Source organism: Nostoc sp. DedVER02 (genome assembly GCF_034530675.2).
Classification (GTDB): domain Bacteria; phylum Cyanobacteriota; class Cyanobacteriia; order Cyanobacteriales; family Nostocaceae; genus Nostoc.
In genome coordinates, this window is sequence record NZ_JAVRCP020000007.1 from 84,827 (window position 1) to 103,982 (window position 19,156).

The following is a 19,156-nucleotide window of genomic DNA, read 5'->3' on the forward strand; positions in this document are numbered from 1 at the left end:
CATAATCATCTGATTTCAATTCTAAAGCTTTATTCAAACTAGCAAGTGCATCTTGATAACGCTCTAGGTTGGCAAGCAATCTTGCTCGAAGTTCCCAAACCTCATAATCATCGGGTTTCAACTCTAAAGCTTTATCCAAACTAACAAATGCATCTTGATGACGCTTTAATTCAATAAGAAATTTAGCTTGAATTTCCCAAACTTTATAATCATCTGATTTCAATTCTAAAGCTTTATTCAAACTAGCAAGTGCATCTTGATAACGCTCTAGGTTGGCAAGCACTATAGCTTGAAGTTTCCAAAACTCATAATCATCTGATTGCAACTCTAAAGCTTTATCCAAACTAGCAAGTGCATCTTGATAACGCTTTAAGTCAGTAAGCAATCTTGCTCGGAGTTCCCAAATCTCATAAACATCTGATTTCAACTTTAAAGCTTTATCCAAACTAGCAAGTGCATCTTGATAACGCTTTAAATCAGTAAGCAATCTTGCTCTGAGTTCCCAAACCTCATAAACATCTGATCTCAACTCTAAAGCTTTATCCAAACTAGCAAGTGCATCTTGATAACGCTCTAAATCAGCAAGCAATCTTGCTTGGAGTTCCCACAACTCATAAGCATCTGATTTCAACTCTAAAGCTTTATCCAAACTAACAAGTGCATCTTGATAACGCTTTAAGTTAACAAGCAATCTAACTCTGTAAATCCAAAGTTGATAATCATCTGATTCAAACTCTAAAGCTTTATCTAAACTAGCAAGTGCATCTTGATAACGCTTTAAGTTACCAAGCACTATAGCTCGAAGTTTCCAAACTTTATAATCATCAGGATTAATATTTCTATATTTATCAAAGTTAATAATAGCATCTTCTGAACGATCTAAACTTAAGAAAGCTAATCCTAAATTGAAATAAACTTTATAGTTATTAGGGTCAATTTCTAAAACTTTATTAAAACAAATAATAGATTCTTCTGCACGTTCAGAAAGTAACAAAGCAATTCCACTATATTCCCAAGCTTGACTTAATTTATCGTTGAGAGCCAATGCACTCTTATAACAATCTATAGCATCTTTCAAACGTTTTACTTTAAGTAAAAGTAATCCTTTTGTAAAAAACAAATCAGCTTTTTTATGTAAATCTTGATAGTCTTCATCTAAAATAGAATCAATTTTCAAAATCCTTTCTTGACATTGATCAGTAGTAAAATCATTCAAGTATTGTTTAATATCTTTATCAATAACTTGTAGTATTTTTTCTAAAATATCTTTATCTGTAGAAAATTCAAAAGTACCTGAACGCCAGTCATAAAAATCTGGGGCACGACGGATAAAATATTTGACAGCAAATTTAGGTAATAAAAAAAGGAAGCAGATATTAAAACTATCTCTAAATCTTTCTCTTTGCAAATTTAAATGAGCTAGAATACGAGGAACAGAATCCTCCTTGTAATAATCTCCTTCGCCTCCAAAACCGGATTTAATATAATCATTTAAAGAAAATTCCAAACCTTCAATACATAGTATGTTAATATCATCTCGATTAGATAAACCATTAACAAGATTATAAAGATTATCAATAGGTTCAGTAAATTTTAAAACTTCGATGTGCTTTTTAGGTAAATCAGATTTTAGTCTGTGTATTAATCTTTCTGCTTGTTCTGTAATACATTCCACAAAAAACAATCCAAATCCATCTGTCCAACTAATTGAACGTAACAAGATTTGGTATTCTTCTTCTTGTTCTTGATTTAAAAAACTATCCTTACTTGATGTTAAATAAGGCTTGCTTGTGGGCATCAAAAATTCTTCTAAATCGTCGGCAGAAGAAAGCTTTTTCATTTATTAGTATCTTCTTGATTTATCCATTTTCTTCTTTTTCTAATGCTCTTTGAAATTCTTCAATATCAAAAATCAAAGGATGAATATTATACCAAGGCTTTATATTATCATTTTCTACAAGATGATATTCTAGAATACAACGATTAAATAATAATTTATTATAATCATAACTATTTGATTTTTGTTGAGACAGATAAACTTTGGCTAACGTTTGCCATTCATTTTCATTTATTGCATTACGATAAGTCTTTCTCATTTCCGTAATTGCTCGTTGTGCTTCTTTATGAGAAACTGGTAATGTCTTAGTTCTTTCTAATGCAATTCTTATTAATAAGATCAGGTTTCTTACATGACCTCCACTCATTAAACATAAATCTTTTATGACTTTTTCATCCTGAAATACTTGGTTTAGTTTTAACTTTTTACTAACAATATGAATTCGTTTTTCAATAAGTTCTTTAAGTTTATCAATACCAAATTGATATTCTCTTCCATCTGGAGTATGAGTCATAATCATTGGTAAAGAGTGAATCAATCCAAATCTATCCTCTAAGATCGTTGCTCGCTCTGAGTAGACCATTGAAATAGGGACAGTATAAATCATATGGCATTGCAGCCTTTTAAGTTGTTCACTCCGATCAATAAAAATCTGATCGTGATTGCTGCGTTGACTCGCTTGATCGAATACAAGTCCAATTCGGTCTAAATTATCTGCAATAACAACAATCCCTGAATATCTATCAGACAACTTACGCCTTGCTTCAGCAAGAAACTTATTCAATTCATCAATCAAAGAAGGTGTATGCTTTTCTACCTCTTGCTGGATTTTCTGACGAGTACTTGGAGAAGATTTCATTACAGCAGTTACCTTAGCAAATTGAGAAATGCCAAGTTCTATATTCGCTTGATCAAAAGAAATTTCCGTTGAAGCTAATTCTTCTAGAGATTTCCATCGTTCCTTTAACCAATCAACCAATTTATTGGCATTAGCACTATCTTTTAACGCTTCTATTAAATATCTCGTACAAGCTAGTAAAATATCAGTATGCTGAATATCTTCTTCTTCTAGATCATCCCCAGCAGCAAAGTAAACAACATAAAAATCTTTTTTTTCTAAATATTCCTTAAGTCGCTTTAATTCTGTTGATTTACCTGCTCCCCTATGCCCTGTATATAATTGATAAACAAGCTGATCTGACAAAACAATCGAACTACCTAGCTGCATCATGATGTCGCCATCGCCTCTAACCTCCTGACAATCTACATAAGCTAAGTCTCCCGGCTCTAGAGGATTAAACGGGTTAAACATATTGTAGAGTTGCCTATGTAAGTCTTGAGCCATAACAATTTTTTCGATAAAGAGAAAAGAATCATTAAATGTAATCATATTGTAAATCAAGGTCGAAAGCATAAGTGGAAATTACTAGGGTGTGTTTTTAATAACTCATTACCTCACTTGGGATGAGACAATACAAGGGCATCTCAAAATATGCGCTCAAGTTTTTGCCTTAAGGTGGCTCTGTTAAACAAAGTTTCAGTTACCAAGAAAGCTGACACGATTGATAATGAAGGTAGGCGTTATCTTCACAAAAGTTACAAAATTTATGTTCTTAACTTGGTTCGACAGCAATTCTTGGTTACTGGAAATCGGCGGAAAACGAATCCTAATTGACCCTTGGCTGGTTGGTTCGTTAATTTTCAGCAATTTGGATTGGTTATTCAAAGGTTCGCGATCGCAAAATCGCCCAATCCCAGATAATATTGATTTGATCCTGCTGTCTCAAGGTTTAGAAGACCACGCTCACCCACCAACGCTTCAGGTACTCGACCACAACATCAAGGTTGTAGCCTCTCCCAATGCTGCCAAGGTAGTACAGCACTTAGGTTACACCCAAGTTACAGTATTGGCTCATGGTGAAGCTTTCACTTTAAATAATCAAGTTGAAATCAAAGCTTTTCCCGGTTCGCCCATTGGCCCCACTTTGATAGAAAATAGTTATCTTCTCAAAGAATTGGAGAGTGGTCTAACTGTATACTACGAGCCTCACGGTTATCATTCTCCACAACTTCAGCAAGCTACACCCATCGATGTAGTGATTACACCATTTATTGACATGACCTTACCTTTACTTGGGCCGATTATTAAAGGCAAAAATAGTTCTTTAGAAGTAGTAAAATCGTTACAGCCTCAAGTAATATTACCTACTGCGGCTGGTGGAGATGTATCCTTTGAGGGATTGCTGATGAAACTCATTCAGACTAAAGGAAGTGCTGAAGAATTTCGTTCGTTACTAGAGAAGAACAATATTTCAACGCGGGTACTTGAACCGAAACCAGGCGATCGCTTTGAACTACCATTAGAAAAAAGAGCATTAGCAATCTAAGCACCTAACCTGACGAAACTTCTTCTCCATGCCCAAAAACTCCACCCACAAGGGGATGGAGTTTTTCATGAATTATCTTGCATATATACTTTTCTAACCGGAAAAGGAATTTGAATTCCAGCTTGCTGATAGCGTTTGTGTAGTTTTTTCACAAATAGATGTTTACCAATACGCTGATCGAAGTATTCGCTTACCCGCATATAAAGCGTAAAATCTATACTAAAATCATTAAAAGTATGAAATCTGATATATGGTTCATTCTTTGTTAACTCTGGTGCAATTTCTTGCATGACTTCTTTGGCAACTTCTACAGTTACTTTTTCGACTTGCTCCAAATCGCTATCATAACTTACACCCACATCCATTGTTAAAGTAATTTCTTTTGCAGGTAAATGATAATTTGTGAAAATCGCTGAAGACAACTTAGAATTAGGAACAATAACGACATTATTGGAAATTTCTCTAATTGTCGTATTGCGCCAAGAAATATCTATAACATATCCCTCATGTCCAGCATCTAATTTTACATAATCTCCCGTTCTAACTTGCTTAGAAATAATTAGATAAAAACCAGAAAATAAATTTGCAAGTGTGTCTTGAAGTGCCAAACCAACTGCTAAACCACCAATCCCTAAAGTTGTGATTATCGGGGTAATTTGAACACCCACCGTTTGCAAGATGATTAATGTTCCCAAAACTAAAACAGTAATTTTAGCAAGGTTAGAAATTAGTGATGTGGGAACGCCTTCGGCTCTGCGAATAAATAAATTCACAAAACCAGCAGTCAATCTAGCGAAGACTAGGGTTACTGAATACAACAGTGCGATCGTTAGAACTTTTTGCAGTACGTTGGCAATATCTGGCTTGAGGGGTGCGCTCAGAACTGCCCAAAAAAAACCGCTAAAGACAAACCAAATAAAGGTCATACGATGCAGGGAATGAAATATAATATCACCCCCAGCAATTCGTTTATTATTAACGAATATTTCTAGTCTTTTGAAAATAACTTTTTCACCAATTATTCCAGCCAGTAAGCCAGCTAAAATAAATACTATCGGCGTAATCCATTCCATCATATCAATTTTAAATTTGGATTTTTAGATTTACAAGATTAGCATTTTTGCTGTGATTCTGGCTAAATTTTACCTTGTTGTCGGATTAGCTGCTTGAGATTTTATTTCCTTATGGACTTGCCAATTATTTACCACCCAGATTACATTGCTCCCCTACCTGAAGGACATCGTTTCCCGATGTCTAAGTTCCGACAACTCTACGAATTGCTGTTAACTGATGGTGTAGCGCATCAAGAACAATTTCACACCCCCGAACGTCCACCGCTAGAATTTATAGAGTTAGTCCACACCCCAAGCTACGTTCAAGCTTATTGTGAAGGAACCCTAGACTCAAAAGCACAGAGACGCATTGGTTTGCCTTGGAGTCCAGCGTTAGCGAATCGTACTTGTGTTGCGGTAGGTGGTACGATACTCACTGCAAAACTGGCACTAAGTCACGGTTTAGCTTGTAATACAGCTGGTGGAACTCATCATGCCTTTCCCAGTTATGGATCTGGTTTTTGTATTTTCAACGATTTAGCGATCGCTTGTCGCGTTTTACAAAAATTTGGACTCGTCCAAAAAATCCTAATTGTCGATTTGGATGTCCATCAAGGAGACGGTACGGCTTTTATCTTCCAAGACGACGACAGCGTTTTTACTTTCTCCATGCACTGCGAAGTGAATTTCCCCGGTACAAAACAAAACAGCGATTTGGATGTTCCTTTACCGGTGGGAATGGAAGACGACGCTTATTTACAAACCTTAGCGAATTACTTAGCAGATTTATTGTCTAAAGTCAAGCCAGACTTAGTATTTTATGATGCTGGTGTTGACCCTCATATAGGCGATCGCTTGGGCAAATTAGCCTTAACCGATGCTGGCATTTTTCGCCGAGAAATGCAGGTTTTAAGTACTTGTATCAGTAGCGGTTATCCCGTCGCTTGCGTCATTGGCGGCGGCTATGCGGATGATATGAAATCTTTAGTTTGGCGGCATTCGCTGTTGCATCGTGCCGCTAGTGAAGTTTATCAGCAGTACAAACTATAGTCCTAAAGTTTTTCAACGCAAAGGGGTGCAAAAGTAAACGCAGAGGTACGCAGAGCCTTGCCAAATTTAATTAGTAGTAAATGGGATTAAAATAATACTTTGCACCCCTCTGCGTTTAAATATAAACCCTCAATTGTTAACTGGATGAACAACGGCAAAATCAGAGTCTACGAACTAGCAAAAGAATTAAATTTAGATAGCAAGAAGCTACTAGTAATTTGTGAAAAACTTAAAATTGCAGTCAAAAGCCATACCAGTGCAATTCCAGAATCCGATGCAGAACGTATTCGTGTAGCGATAAGTAAACTAGCAGCAAAATCGTCAAAAACCAAAACCAACTCTGAAGATTGGGGCTATATGTTTATAGCTTCAGCAATAGATAGTTTCATCCGCCATCTTGAAGGTGAGGCTGCCCTCAAATCATATTCTGATTTTAGAGAGCGCCGCGATCGCGCCAATGAGTTAATGTATGAATGTGTCGGTAAAAAGCCTTCTCTATTTTATGTGCGTCGCAAAGGCGCAGGAAAAGAGGCAAGAGAGGAAATCTGGGATTTGACAATAGCAACAGACTCCGATGATTTCCCATTACCCGCAAGACTTGACAAGCTCAGAAAAACATTAGGATTTAGAGCAGCTGTACAAAAAGATGGACGCGACGGCTTAAAAATACTTTCGGCTCAATTGTTACAACCTTCACGCGGACACGCCGATAGCTATGCTATGCCTTGTCGGTTACGTTTACTCGCTAATCATCAGCATCATCTCGACATTCCACCGACGACATTGAAGCGCATCGCCGCCGCGCCAGTTTGTGGCGAAAATGTGCCTACAGAAGATCAGCTGAAAGCTTGGAAAGCGTTTTTGCAAATTGAGGAAAAAATTGCTAAAGCTCGTCAATTTTGTGTGCGTTACGTAAGTCATAACTATAACTTAAAAAGACGAATTAGTTTTGAAATTGATGTCACCTCAGCCACCCTTGACGGCTTTTATCAAAATTCCCTCGACGTAGATAATTTTTGGGAACGAGCAAGACGCACAAAGAATGAAGATTTAAAACTTTTTGAAACGGCTCCTGTCGGCAAAAATTGGATTAGCGGTCGTCAATTAGGAACTGTTGAAGAAGTTGATATCAACCGTGGTATTATCAGCCTCAAACTAGAACGCGACTTAGCTGAATTTATGGCAACAGAGCGTTATAAATTACCAGACAAAGGGTTTTTGTGTTTCGAGGCAATTGGTGATATTCAGCAGATTCAGCGTAAGAAAAAAGCTTTAGATGATTTGAATAATGGTTACACCCAAAACCCCTACTTGGGTAACTTTTTATTCGATGCTTCTCAGGCTAGACAAATCAAAACAACTGTTGAACTTCAACCACAAGATTTATTATTATCTTCTGCTAATCCCGGTCAAAAAGCAGCAGTAGAAAAAGTACTTGCCGCTAAGGATCTTGTTCTTATCCAAGGGCCACCAGGTACTGGTAAAACTACCGTAATTGCCGAGATTTGCTATCAAATTGCCCTTCGCGGTGGAAGAACTTTAATTGCTTCTCAAGCCAATTTAGCAGTAGATAACGCCCTGAGTCGATTAGTTCACAATCCAGTGATTCGGGCTGTACGCAAGGGTAGAGCCGAAAAAGTTGGTGAAGAAGGACAGCCATTTTTAGAAGACCAAGTTATAGGAAGATGGCTAGAAAATACAGCAACTGACTGCGAAAATAATATTACACAACGGCTGGAAAATATTCAAATTTTCAGGCAATTACTGTCATCAACACCAAGATTCGCACCTTACTTTCAAGCCGAGGAAGAATTCAATCAGCAGCAAGCAAAATTCAATAAAAATAAGTTAAAGATAGAAACTAATTTTAAAAATAAAGAACAATCTTACAACGAAACTGTAGAAAAACAGAACAACGTTGAATCTCTAATTACAGGTTTAGAAAACATACTAAACACTGTACCAAATATTAACTGGGAAGCTCCAGAAGTTACAGATTTTTTGCCACTTCTGAAACCATACACAGAAGGTAATAGTTTAGTAGAGGAATTTTTAGCAAATGTTCGTCAAACGATAAAATATACTGATGAACTTGGCTTGGTGCGTCCAGCGCTTGGTGCTTTTGGTTTAGCAGTTTGGTTGCATGAAACTGTAGCAACAGAAATTTCTGGATTTAAAACTGCTTTTACTCATGCTGAAGAAGCGAGTAAAGCTATCTTAGAAGTTGCAGCATCAGTGGAGGTTGTCAAACAGAATTTTGCATTATTAAATCAAGTACAACCAGATTATCAGAAATATCTTGCCAAACTGCAAAATTTACAGCAAACAATCCAAATTTGGGAGAACCGCCAGCGTGAAATTGATTATATTATCTCAGCAGTAAAAGAATGGAAATCTACAGCACCGTCTCATCTGTATCAAACTTTAAAAGATTGTCAACAATCAGGTTTACCACTCACAGAGAATTTAGTGGACTTACCGCTAGGTTTGTTGATGTTTGCTAATACATTAAAACTACCAATAGTACCAAAGACTTACAAAATTAACCTACCAGAATGGGAGTTATTGACAAAAGCGATCGCTTATGAAATAGACGGAGGTTTTACTGATAGACGCGGTAAACAGCATAATTTTAGTTATTTTTTACAAGAAAATTTTAGCCAGATTCCAATGGTGCTATTAAAGAGCGATCGCACCCAATGGCAAGAAACCTATCAACAGTTTAGTAATTATCAGTTACTCAACCCCAAACAGCGAAAATTACTTGTTGAAAATACCCAGGTTTTCTTAATTAGAATGCAACGGACTTATGGCGGATCGTGGGAATGGAATAATATCGATTCTACTCTTACCCGAATTACTCAAGAATTATTAGATACTATTCTTGTAAACGCACGTCAATGTGTTTTAAAAGTCAAAACAGAAACTGAGCAACAGTTACAGTATCTACAAAGACAATTAAATGAACTTCAGAAAAATGAAATTAGCGAACACCAAATATCCATTACTCAAGCTGAGGTAGAAAAAGCACAGCAAGACGCTAATTTACAACTTGGCAGAGTTATTAATCTCTTACAAGAACTTAACCAACAAAATATACCTATTCAGTTACGCACTTTAATTGAGAAATATCTTGCAACCCAATCAAACATTTGGGAGAAACCACAAGAATTTTCAAATCAAGTGAATTATTGGGCAACTTCTATTAATCAGCTTGAAACCTTAATTTCATTATTACAGCCTTTTGCTGTGCTAGAGATGATTAGAAATTCCTTACATCAGCATTTATCAAATCTACAAGAAGAAACTAAAACTTCTCTACAGCAGCTTCAAAAATTACAAATTAGCTTACGTGAAATAGAAGAAAAATTACAACCACAACCATCAGATAGTTTAATTGAAGAAAGAAATTGGTGGTTGAGAGAATGGCAAAGAATCCCGGATAAGTTTAAGCCAGAAAATTTTGCTGCTGATTTGTTTAATATAGAGTTATTGCGTGGGATAAATATTCAGTTTGAATTTTGGCAAAAAGAACTTGAAAAAGACGAAATTTATCTCAAAAAATATCAGAATTTTGTACAAGATTGGATTGGAAAATTAAGACAGCCAACGGAAGGCGATAGTGACGATTTAAGACGTATTTATTTAGATAATGCTAACGTCGTTGGTATAACATGCGTTCAAGCTGCAAGTAGAGGTTTTTCGGAAGAATTTAAATCATTTGATGTTGTTATTATTGATGAGGTTAGTAAGTGTACTCCACCAGAATTATTAATCCCAGCTTTGAAAGGTAAAAAGTTAGTCATGGTAGGCGATCATCGGCAATTACCACCCATGCTTGATACTAGCACTTTAGAAGAAGTTGCTCAAACAATTGGTAATACACGAGACGAATTACAATTTTTAGAAGAATCGCTATTTAAAAGTCAGTTTGAATCGGCTGATGAAAGCATTAAACAAATGTTAACTACACAATATCGAATGCATCCATTTATTATGGGTGCAATCAATCAGTTTTATGATGGTAAATTAGAATCTGGTCTTTTGGAGCCGGACACAAAACGCGCACATCATTTAGCAGGCGAAATCATCCAAGAATCTCAGCATATTATTTGGGTAAAAACGCCTATAGAAAATCAGTTTTTAGAGCAAAGAAACGGAACTTCTTACTTTAATACTCCGGAAGTTGATGCGATTGAACGTTTGTGTCAGCAGTTTGAGACTACCTGGGCTTCTAAAGTTGCTGATGGTGAACCAAAAAAAGAAATCGCCGTAATTACGTTTTATGGCGCTCAATTAAGAAAAATTGATGAACGTCTGCAATCTGAAATTTTCCCTTCATTAGAGATTCGTACTGGGACAGTAGACAGATTTCAAGGTATGGAAAGACCTGTTGTGATTGTGAGTATGGTTCGCAACAATAGTAAAGGCGATGTCGGATTTGCTAAGAAACCAGAACGCGTAAATGTTGCATTTTCTCGCGCTCAAGAACTGCTGATAATTGTGGGTTGTCATAATTTATTTACCCATCAATCAGGTAAAGTCGGAAGTATGTATTCTGAGGTTTCAAATATTGTCAGTCTTCATAAAGGTTTCGTTGATGTTTCTCGCCTCTTATCTTGAATGAACAGTGATTAAGATTGCGACTCTGGGCGTTGCTTTCAAAGCTAGTGTCAAATGTTGTTCGATTAAGCTTCGATCGCAGGGTTATAATCATCTGGGTTATTAAAACCTGCAATCCAAGCGGCTGCTTGATGGCAAGTCTGCATGTGAGGGGGGACGCGCAAGATATGAATATGTCCTGTAGATGGACAGGTGACTTTCAAAACCATAAACGGCTCGTCATCCTCAAAAGGAATATAGACTAGTTGACGTTCTCCACCAGCATCACGATCGCGATCGCGGATCAATCCTCCCACTTGCTGCAAAAATGTCTCGTATCCCAAGCGTTCAATCAGGACGCGCCGCAACTCAACATTCTCCACATTTAGGATATCTTGTCCCGTTAGAGACTGGGATTCAAAGGCAATCTTATCTGTCACCTGCACGCCTCGCCAGCGCCAGACAAAACCATGCCCAGCAGATACACTGTTAATTCCACTTCCAGCCAACTCGATCCAAGAGGTAACATGGAGTCCTTTAGGAAGAGTTGTGAGGTTTACACAGTCGCTGATATCAAGACTTTCACAAGTGAGATTTTCAGGGAGATTGTAAAGATCGAACGCACCGCTTAAATCGAGATGGCCTAAAACGCGCATCCCATCCCAAGCGCGATGCTCAAGGATAAGCTTTCGAGCATTCTCAGATGATACAGGCTCGTGACTTGGATTTGGGCGCTGCTTAATTGGCTTATTCGGCACACGTCCATTCGACATGATCTTGAGCATTAATCTATCACCTCCACATAAGCATCAGGTCGATATTCGCGTTGTTTCCAGACGCGGTAAAGCCCTCGGGGTAATTCAATCGCCCGATGTTCTTCATGAACTAAAGTAGCACTTGCTTCTTTAACCTCAAGAAAAAGCTCACTATCATGTAGCCACAACTGAACAGCATCTGATTGCTGAATGCGATGGCTATGTCCTGTAACTTCACCATGAGCAAGAGTAGAACCTACACCCTTCTTAGCACCGACAGGTAAGCTAGCAATATGCCCGATCAAAACGTCGCCATGTCTGTAAAGAATACTATTTTCAGAGTTATTGCTGTTCTTAAACATCTTTTTTATATAATTACGAATTATCAACGCTCTAGTCTCAAACCTCTTTCCATAAGCATCTGAGGTTCGATATTCTCAACTTTAGGTATCGCTTCTAACTGAGGAATTTTAGCGATCGCATCAGCAATATTACCCGAACGGGCACGCAACCAAGCGCCATGAGGTGCATAGTCAAGGATTTGTACTACTTCGTAACCCGCTTGATTAATTACCTCGTGCTGAGATTCCACATCAACGCCTTCAGCAAAGCGGATAAAAACCAGTCCCGTTGGTACTGCTAAAGAACCATTGGGTTGCAGTGTGTAAATCGGACTCAGTTTATTCTGCTCTGATGAATTAGGTTCGCCTGAAAAAACTGCGTAGGCGTAGCCCGTCGTAGACATCGCACCATCAAGTTGTAAAATCGCTCCTGGTGCGATCGTTTTGGGCTGATTATAATGTATTGCATAGTACCCGGACTTCCGAGTGTAAGATACAGCAGTGTCATCGCTGCCAACGCGAATTTGTTCAGGATACTCAGAAAAATAGTCATTTTGAAATTTCACTTCAGCAATCAGGGGTAAAGAGTACACCTGGAGAAAATACTCAGCCGGAAAATAAAACATTTTTCTTAAGTTCTAATGATGTTATAGCGTTTTTTAGTGGTGTGGAATACAAATTTTTCATCTGTATGCAAGTTATATGCCCCTAACGATAGTGAAGATTCTTAAAGCAGCCTACTTTGAATCTCCTCTTTTGTGGAAAGACGAATCGGAAGTTTGTAGGAACTTTAGAGAGATTAAATCCTATTTAAGCTGTATCTTTCTAATGTCGTAATACACACATAACACATGAAATAAAAAGCGTCCATAAACTAAACGTAAGTGCAAACTGCATATACCATACAGCAAGCTTTAAAAGTAAATCCTAATGCAGTTTCCCAATTCCCAATTCCCAATTTCAAAACATTTAGGAGATTAAAATATGGTTCAGGTTCGCTATGGTGGACAAAACGGTACACAGTATGAACTTGCTATCAGTGACGAACACCTTGTAGTGCGTACCGAAAGCCGCAGTACTATTGTCGGTGCAAGACCGTTTGAAGTCGCGCCTGTGTCACCCACGGCTCGTAGCATCCTCAATCAATTCGAGTTAACAACACGATTTCGGCAAGCGGGTGTAGAAATTTTACGGGCGAAAACTCCGACTCAAGGTGTTGCTCTGCGCGATCGCGCCCGTGAAATTCTCAATCAAGAGTCTGAAGTCCAATTTGCTGGACGTGTCCTCATCGATCCAGTATCCAATCAACCGATAATTTACACCGAAAACCTGTTCATTAAATTCGATAACGAAGAAGAATCAAGCATCTGTCAAGAAGTATTAAAACGTTACGGTTTAACAATTAAACGCCAACTTGAATATGCACGAAATGCTTATTTCGTCAATGCACCTGCAAATACTGGTATAGCCATCTTTGACATCGCCGAGAGACTTCTGAATGAAGAATCAGTTGAACTGTGCCATCCTGAACTAGTGCGTGAATCACGCCAACGTCAGGTTTTTCCGCAGCAATGGCACTTAAAGCAAACAACAATCAATGGTAAGGTAATTAACGCTCATGCCAACGTTGAGGCAGCTTGGAAATTAAGCGATGGTACAGGGACGATAATTGCAATTATCGACGACGGTGTGGATCTCGATCATGAAGAATTTCGTTCTTCTGGAAAGATTGTTGCCCCGCGTGATGTCACACGTAAAAGTGACAATCCCAGACCCGGAAACGACAATAACCACGGGACAGCTTGTGCCGGAGTAGCTTGTGGAAACGGGAAATTTGGTGCATCAGGCGTAGCACCGGGTGCAAAATTGATGCCGATTCGTTTAGCTTCATCATTGGGGTCACAGGATGAAGCAGATGCTTTTATTTGGGCGGCTCAAAATGGCGCTGATGTCATTTCTTGTAGCTGGGGCCCAGCAGATGGTACTTGGTTTGAGCCAAACGATCCTCTGCATAAGCAAAAAGTACCTCTGCCTGACTCTACAAGACTTGCTATGGACTTTGCAATCAATAAAGGACGCAACGGCAAGGGCTGTGTAATTTTATTCGCGGCTGGCAATGGCAACGAAAGTGTGGATAACGACGGCTACGCTAGTTACCAAAAGGTAATTGCGGTGGCAGCTTGTAACGACTTTGGTACGAGAAGCGCTTACAGCGACTTTGGTCAAGCGGTGTGGTGTGCTTTTCCTAGTAACAATGGTGATAGTTCTCAAACTCCTGGAATTTGGACAACCGATCGCACTGGTGTCGTTGGCTATAATTCGGTTAATCGCAATCTGGGTGATGCTGGAGGCAACTATACGAACGAATTCGGCGGCACATCTAGTTCCTGTCCGGGTGCGGCTGGGGTAGCAGCCTTGATTATTGCCAGAAACCCAAATCTGCGTTGGGACGAAGTAAGAGATATTATAAAACGCTCCTGCGATCGCATCGATCAAGCTGGAGGTAAATATGATGCCAATGGTCGCAGCCCTTTCTATGGTTACGGTCGAATGAATGCTCTGAAAGCTGTAGAATTGGCCAAGCCAGCGCAAACATCGCCCATTAGCATATTCAAGGCAGTGCAAGATATCCCAATTAACGATTTGCAAGTATCAACATTATCGTTGGCGATCGCTAATACCAGCCTAATGAAATCCATCAAAGTTAATATAGATATCGAGCATACTTATATTGGCGATCTTGTAGTTACTCTCCTTCCCCCAGTGCAAATAGGTATACTTCCCATCATTCTGCACGATCGCCTTGGCGGAGCTACAGATAATATCAAAACAACTTATGACGAGGTAAACACCCCAAAACTTGCTGCTTTTAAAGGTAAAAGTCCTCAAGGAACCTGGACACTTGAAGTTGCAGATAAAGCGAACACAGATACAGGAAAAATTCGCAGCTTAACCATTGAAATTGGATTTTAGTCCAATACGCTTGGGTTAAAGAAATTATAGGCTGGGTAGAGCAACAGCAAAACCCAACCTTATATTTTGAGAGAAGCAAAACCTCAAATCTTACATAACTTTAACTTGAATCTCCCTATTTCGTTATAGGGTTACTCAGCACTCCTGAAGGCTGAATACGGTTTAGTACAGCTAGATGATTAGGGAACTCCAGAAAATAAATTATCCAATTTCTGAACTTCACTACGACTTTCCTTCCCCCTGCCCCCTACTCCCTGCCCCCTGCCCCCTGCCCCCTGCCTTTAAAGCGATGGGATATTTTTATTATCTGTAAATCCCTTATTTAATTGGGAGACAGTGCAGCGAGTTGTTGAAATGCCGATGGTACTGGACTATTTACGAGATGCTGGCGTATTACCTCAGCACACGCACCCGGACTTAACAAAGAGGTATCAACTTCAAGGTCATAAATACCAGGGATGTGGACTTCACGTTGCCATAACTCAACCGGAGGTGGCACTGGGTAATCGGCTGCATTTACTACATTCCATTCCGTATTTTGTCGTCTTTCCATAATTATCTCAATAGGGCAGCGAACGCCTACGAACAAGACAGGCAATCCGTTTAAACGTCGGGCACTATCGGTCAGAATTCCTCGCTTCGTTGCGTATGCATCATGGTGTCCGACATCAACCACAACATTTAGTCCCAAGCGGCTGTGGGAAGCGATGGATTCATACATAGCGCTGTACAAAATAGGAACGATAGGTTCAATATCCTGACGTTCTCCCCCTGGCCGCAGACCGATGCCAGGTAGGTATCGTGCAGGAGTCATTTGCATAAACCTATCGACACCCAAGTTCATCCATACGCCATCAAACGTCTCCTGAATCGCTTCCACAATACTCGACTTCCCCGATCGCGGAGTACCATTCAGGATTACAATCTGCCCTAGCTTTTGTGTCTGTTCCACGATCGCTTCTCGCATCCTTAGCAACTCTTAATAAATAGGCGGCGAAGCAGTTAGAGGTGCGTTACGCTATGCAGTAACGCACCCGACAAAACTACTAAACTCTTTAAAGTACTTCTGTTTGCATCCCCGCGTCAATTAATTTTGAGTCACAGGCTCTTTTGCCAAGAACTTCTCTAATTCTGTCAGCGCATCAGCATCAACCTTAGTTTGCATTGGACAGAACTTAGGCCCACACATCGAACAAAACTCAGCAGTTTTATAGATATCTGCTGGCAGAGTTTCGTCGTGATATTCCTTAGCTCTTTCTGGATCGAGTGATAATTCAAACTGACGGTTCCAATCGAAGTTGTAACGCGCCTTAGAAAGTTCATCATCTCTATCCCTTGCACCGGGGCGATGTCTAGCAATATCAGCCGCATGAGCCGCTATTTTATAGGCAATCAACCCATTCCGTACATCTTCGGCATTTGGTAGACCCAAATGTTCTTTAGGTGTTACATAGCACAGCATTGCAGTACCGTACCATCCAGCCATAGCTGCTCCAATAGCTGAAGTAATATGGTCATAACCAGGAGCAATGTCTGTCACCAATGGCCCCAAAACATAGAAAGGTGCTTCAGAACACTCTTCCATCTGCTTACGGACGTTGAACTCAATTTGATCCATTGGCACGTGTCCCGGCCCTTCCACCATTACCTGAACATCATCTTCCCAGGCTTTGCGAGTTAGCTGTCCCAGTGTTTTCAATTCAGCTAATTGTGCTTCATCTGAGGCATCATGGGCGCAGCCAGGACGCAGGGAATCTCCTAAACTGAAAGAGACATCGTACTTTTTGAAAATCTCAACAATGTCTTGGAAGTGGGTATAAAGCGGGTTTTGTTTGTGGTGATGTAACATCCACCGCGCCAAAATACCGCCGCCGCGAGAGACAATACCAGTGATCCGGCTTCTCACCAAAGGCAAATGCTCAATCAAAATCCCCGCGTGGATAGTTTGATAATCTACTCCTTGCTGGGCGTGCTTTTCGATGATATGGAGAAAATCATCAGCAGTCAGGTTCTCGATTGTGCCGTGGACACTTTCTAAAGCTTGGTAAACCGGCACAGTACCGATGGGAACAGGTGAAGCCTTGATGATTGCGGTACGAATTTCATCCAAATTACCGCCACCTGTAGACAAATCCATCACGGTATCAGCACCGTATTTCACCGCCAGATTCAGCTTATCAACTTCTTCCTGAAGATTAGAAGAGTTGGGGGAAGCGCCGATATTAGCATTGACTTTACATTTAGAAGCGATGCCAATAGCCATCGGCTCTAAATTAGTGTGATTAATATTAGCGGGGATAATCATTCGCCCCCGTGCCACTTCCTCACGAATGAGATCGGCAGGGAGATTTTCTCGTTGGGCGACGTAGTGCATTTCTTCGGTGATAACACCTTGGCGGGCGTAGTGCATTTGAGATACATTACTCTGCCCACGCCGTTTAGCAACCCATTCTGTCCGCATATTGTGATTCCTCAATAAACAGCTTCCCTCCGCTGGTATTACCCAGACTCAGGTGTTAAGGGTGTGATCTCAGCCTGGTTATATAGGCACCCCTAGCATGGATGTAGTGTATCACTTTCGTTATATCTGGGAGCAGGGGTGTTAACAATTTATGAGGTGAGAGTACTATTAAGCTGTTTCCGAGTCTGGCGTAGGCGCAGCCCGTCGTAGACATTGCTGTTTCTGTTGAATAATGTCTAATATTGCCTTGTGAATTTCCTCCTTCAACTGAAAGCTTTTAACCACTTGTATTATGGAGCGATCGCCTTGAATTTGTATGTTGCCTCGTCCACTACTAAGATTGCGCGAATTCTACCTGAGTACATCTGTTTCAGTAACTAGATACGGCTACTTTCGCATGTTTGTTAACGTAGTCCACAAATAATTGCCTCAGCCGAGGACTAACGCCAGCATGTTCAAAGAATCCAAATCCCAACTTCTTAGCTCGTGCTAAGGTTTCCTCTGGTGTTAATCCTTCTTGGATAGCGATACTTAAGAGTGCAATTCCAGTCGATCGCATCCCGGCGGCACAATGCACAACTGCTGGTTTAGGAATTTGTTCTAGTGTTGTGAGGATTTTGGTAATCGCCTCCTCATTCAAATTTTTTAAATCTACCTTGAGCGGAACATTCGCATAATGCAACCCCAATGCTTCCGCGACTTTTTGCTCATCTTTAGAAAATCCTAGCTCATCAGGCGATCGCAGATTTAGGATGGATTTAAAACCTTCTTGGATAGCTTGCTCAAGCTGTTTTGGTATGACTTGTCCTGTAGTTGTCAAGTTTTCGTTAATCTGTATGGCGTTGATCACATTCACTCCTTTGGACATTTTAATAGCTTCTAGCTTGGTAAATACTCGAATTAGCAAGCTTTGAGAAGATTATTCAAATATGCACAGCAAAATTAGCTAAATATCAAACGATATTGCTTGATTAATTCAAAATCTGCCTTTTAAAGCTGATTATTTTATTGCTTTATTCATAATATACGGTTTATCGATAGGATTAATGATGATTAAAACTAATTATAGTTTTTGTCGATATGTTTACATTAATTTATATTTTGTTATACGACATCAGACCTCTTGCACGAATAGTATATGTATTCTTAAATACATATAAAGTAAGACTGATGAGCTACGAACAAATAAAAAACCTACCACCAGCAGAATTTAAACGGTTATAATCCGATGCATACTGTCATATTTGAGCTAATAGTAGAAATACCCAAACCGAGGTGGTCACACTTGTTAGTGGCATTGGAATATTGGCAAGAGTATAAATGTAATAGTTATACGAATTTATCTGAAGATAATTTAATAATTTTATAAATAACCTAAAGTTATTACTTAAAAAACCTGTAGGAATCCGGTTTGATTTGGAGAAAATATCCGTAGGATGTGTTAGCGACAGCGTAACACATCAAACCCGTGATAATAGTGCGTTACGAACTCCGTTCTAACACACGCTACAATACCTAATTTCGTTCAAAAATCAAATAGTAATCCTATAGATTATTAAATATAGGAATCCGGTTTGATTTCCGAAAATACCCGTAGGATGTGTTAGCGACAGCGTAACGCATCAAACCCGTGATAATAGTGCGTTACGAACTCCGTTCTAACACACGCTACAATACCTAATTTCGTTCAAAAATCAA

General features: G+C 39.4%; 13 protein-coding genes and 1 riboswitch. Of the genes, 4 read left to right on the forward strand and 9 right to left on the reverse strand.

All coding sequences use genetic code 11. From position 1 onward, the window contains the following. On the reverse strand, positions 1-1,840 hold a 1,840-nt coding region (locus RMZ41_RS10460), incomplete at its 3' end, for a tetratricopeptide repeat protein (RefSeq protein WP_409875083.1). 19 nt (positions 1,841-1,859) lie between these two features. Further along, positions 1,860-3,182 carry a P-loop NTPase fold protein gene (locus RMZ41_RS10465; protein WP_322641396.1) on the reverse strand — a complete coding sequence of 441 codons (1,323 nt, stop codon included), beginning with the start codon at positions 3,180-3,182 and terminating at the stop codon, positions 1,860-1,862. A 262-nt stretch (positions 3,183-3,444) separates the two neighbouring features. Between RMZ41_RS10465 and RMZ41_RS10470 the strand changes: the two genes are divergently transcribed. After that, the gene (locus tag RMZ41_RS10470; RefSeq protein ID WP_322641395.1) at positions 3,445-4,224 is read left to right on the forward strand and encodes an MBL fold metallo-hydrolase; all 780 of its coding nucleotides are present in this window, start codon (positions 3,445-3,447) and stop codon (positions 4,222-4,224) included. Positions 4,225-4,289: 65 nt separating this feature from the next. Here the strand turns inward: RMZ41_RS10470 and RMZ41_RS10475 are convergent, their stop codons facing one another. Further along, the gene (locus RMZ41_RS10475) at positions 4,290-5,300 is read right to left on the reverse strand and encodes a mechanosensitive ion channel family protein (protein WP_322641394.1); all 1,011 of its coding nucleotides are present in this window, start codon (positions 5,298-5,300) and stop codon (positions 4,290-4,292) included. Between the two features lie 108 nt (positions 5,301-5,408). Between RMZ41_RS10475 and RMZ41_RS10480 the strand changes: the two genes are divergently transcribed. Together RMZ41_RS10480 and RMZ41_RS10485 are read left to right on the forward strand one after the other, a co-directional pair. Further along, the gene (locus tag RMZ41_RS10480; protein WP_322641393.1) at positions 5,409-6,326 is read left to right on the forward strand and encodes a histone deacetylase; all 918 of its coding nucleotides are present in this window, start codon (positions 5,409-5,411) and stop codon (positions 6,324-6,326) included. Between the two features lie 144 nt (positions 6,327-6,470). Next, positions 6,471-10,949, forward strand: a complete 4,479-nt coding sequence (locus RMZ41_RS10485; RefSeq protein ID WP_322641392.1) for a translation initiation factor IF-2 N-terminal domain-containing protein — start codon at positions 6,471-6,473, stop codon at positions 10,947-10,949. 65 nt (positions 10,950-11,014) lie between these two features. Here RMZ41_RS10485 and RMZ41_RS10490 read toward each other — a convergent pair whose 3' ends face one another. Genes RMZ41_RS10490 through RMZ41_RS10500 form a run of 3 tightly spaced genes read right to left on the reverse strand, consistent with a single transcriptional unit; the run spans position 11,015 to position 12,650 of the window. Further along, complete coding sequence (locus tag RMZ41_RS10490) at positions 11,015-11,713, reverse strand: DUF6745 domain-containing protein (protein WP_322734390.1); 699 nt, start codon at positions 11,711-11,713, stop codon at positions 11,015-11,017. Further along, positions 11,713-12,045 carry a hypothetical protein gene (locus tag RMZ41_RS10495; protein ID WP_322641390.1) on the reverse strand — a complete coding sequence of 111 codons (333 nt, stop codon included), beginning with the start codon at positions 12,043-12,045 and terminating at the stop codon, positions 11,713-11,715. Before RMZ41_RS10495 ends, RMZ41_RS10490 begins: the two co-directional genes overlap by 1 nt. A 23-nt stretch (positions 12,046-12,068) precedes the next feature. Beyond that, the gene (locus RMZ41_RS10500; protein WP_322641389.1) at positions 12,069-12,650 is read right to left on the reverse strand and encodes a hypothetical protein; all 582 of its coding nucleotides are present in this window, start codon (positions 12,648-12,650) and stop codon (positions 12,069-12,071) included. 358 nt (positions 12,651-13,008) lie between these two features. On the opposite strand from RMZ41_RS10500, the gene RMZ41_RS10505 reads away from it, so the two are divergent. Beyond that, on the forward strand, positions 13,009-14,997 hold the full coding sequence (locus RMZ41_RS10505) for a S8 family serine peptidase (protein WP_322641388.1): 1,989 nt from the start codon (positions 13,009-13,011) through the stop codon (positions 14,995-14,997). A gap of 322 nt (positions 14,998-15,319) precedes the next feature. On the opposite strand, the gene RMZ41_RS10510 is transcribed toward RMZ41_RS10505, so the two are convergent. The 3 genes from RMZ41_RS10510 to RMZ41_RS10520 form a co-directional block, all read right to left on the reverse strand. After that, complete coding sequence (locus RMZ41_RS10510) at positions 15,320-15,964, reverse strand: phosphotransferase-like protein (protein ID WP_322641387.1); 645 nt, start codon at positions 15,962-15,964, stop codon at positions 15,320-15,322. 120 nt (positions 15,965-16,084) lie between these two features. Then, positions 16,085-17,458, reverse strand: a complete 1,374-nt coding sequence (gene thiC, locus RMZ41_RS10515; RefSeq protein WP_322641386.1) for a phosphomethylpyrimidine synthase — start codon at positions 17,456-17,458, stop codon at positions 16,085-16,087. Positions 17,459-17,465: 7 nt separating this feature from the next. After that, positions 17,466-17,562: riboswitch (TPP riboswitch) on the reverse strand. A gap of 266 nt (positions 17,563-17,828) precedes the next feature. Next, complete coding sequence (locus RMZ41_RS10520; protein ID WP_409875087.1) at positions 17,829-18,326, reverse strand: beta-lactamase hydrolase domain-containing protein; 498 nt, start codon at positions 18,324-18,326, stop codon at positions 17,829-17,831. Positions 18,327-19,156 lie beyond the last annotated feature (830 nt).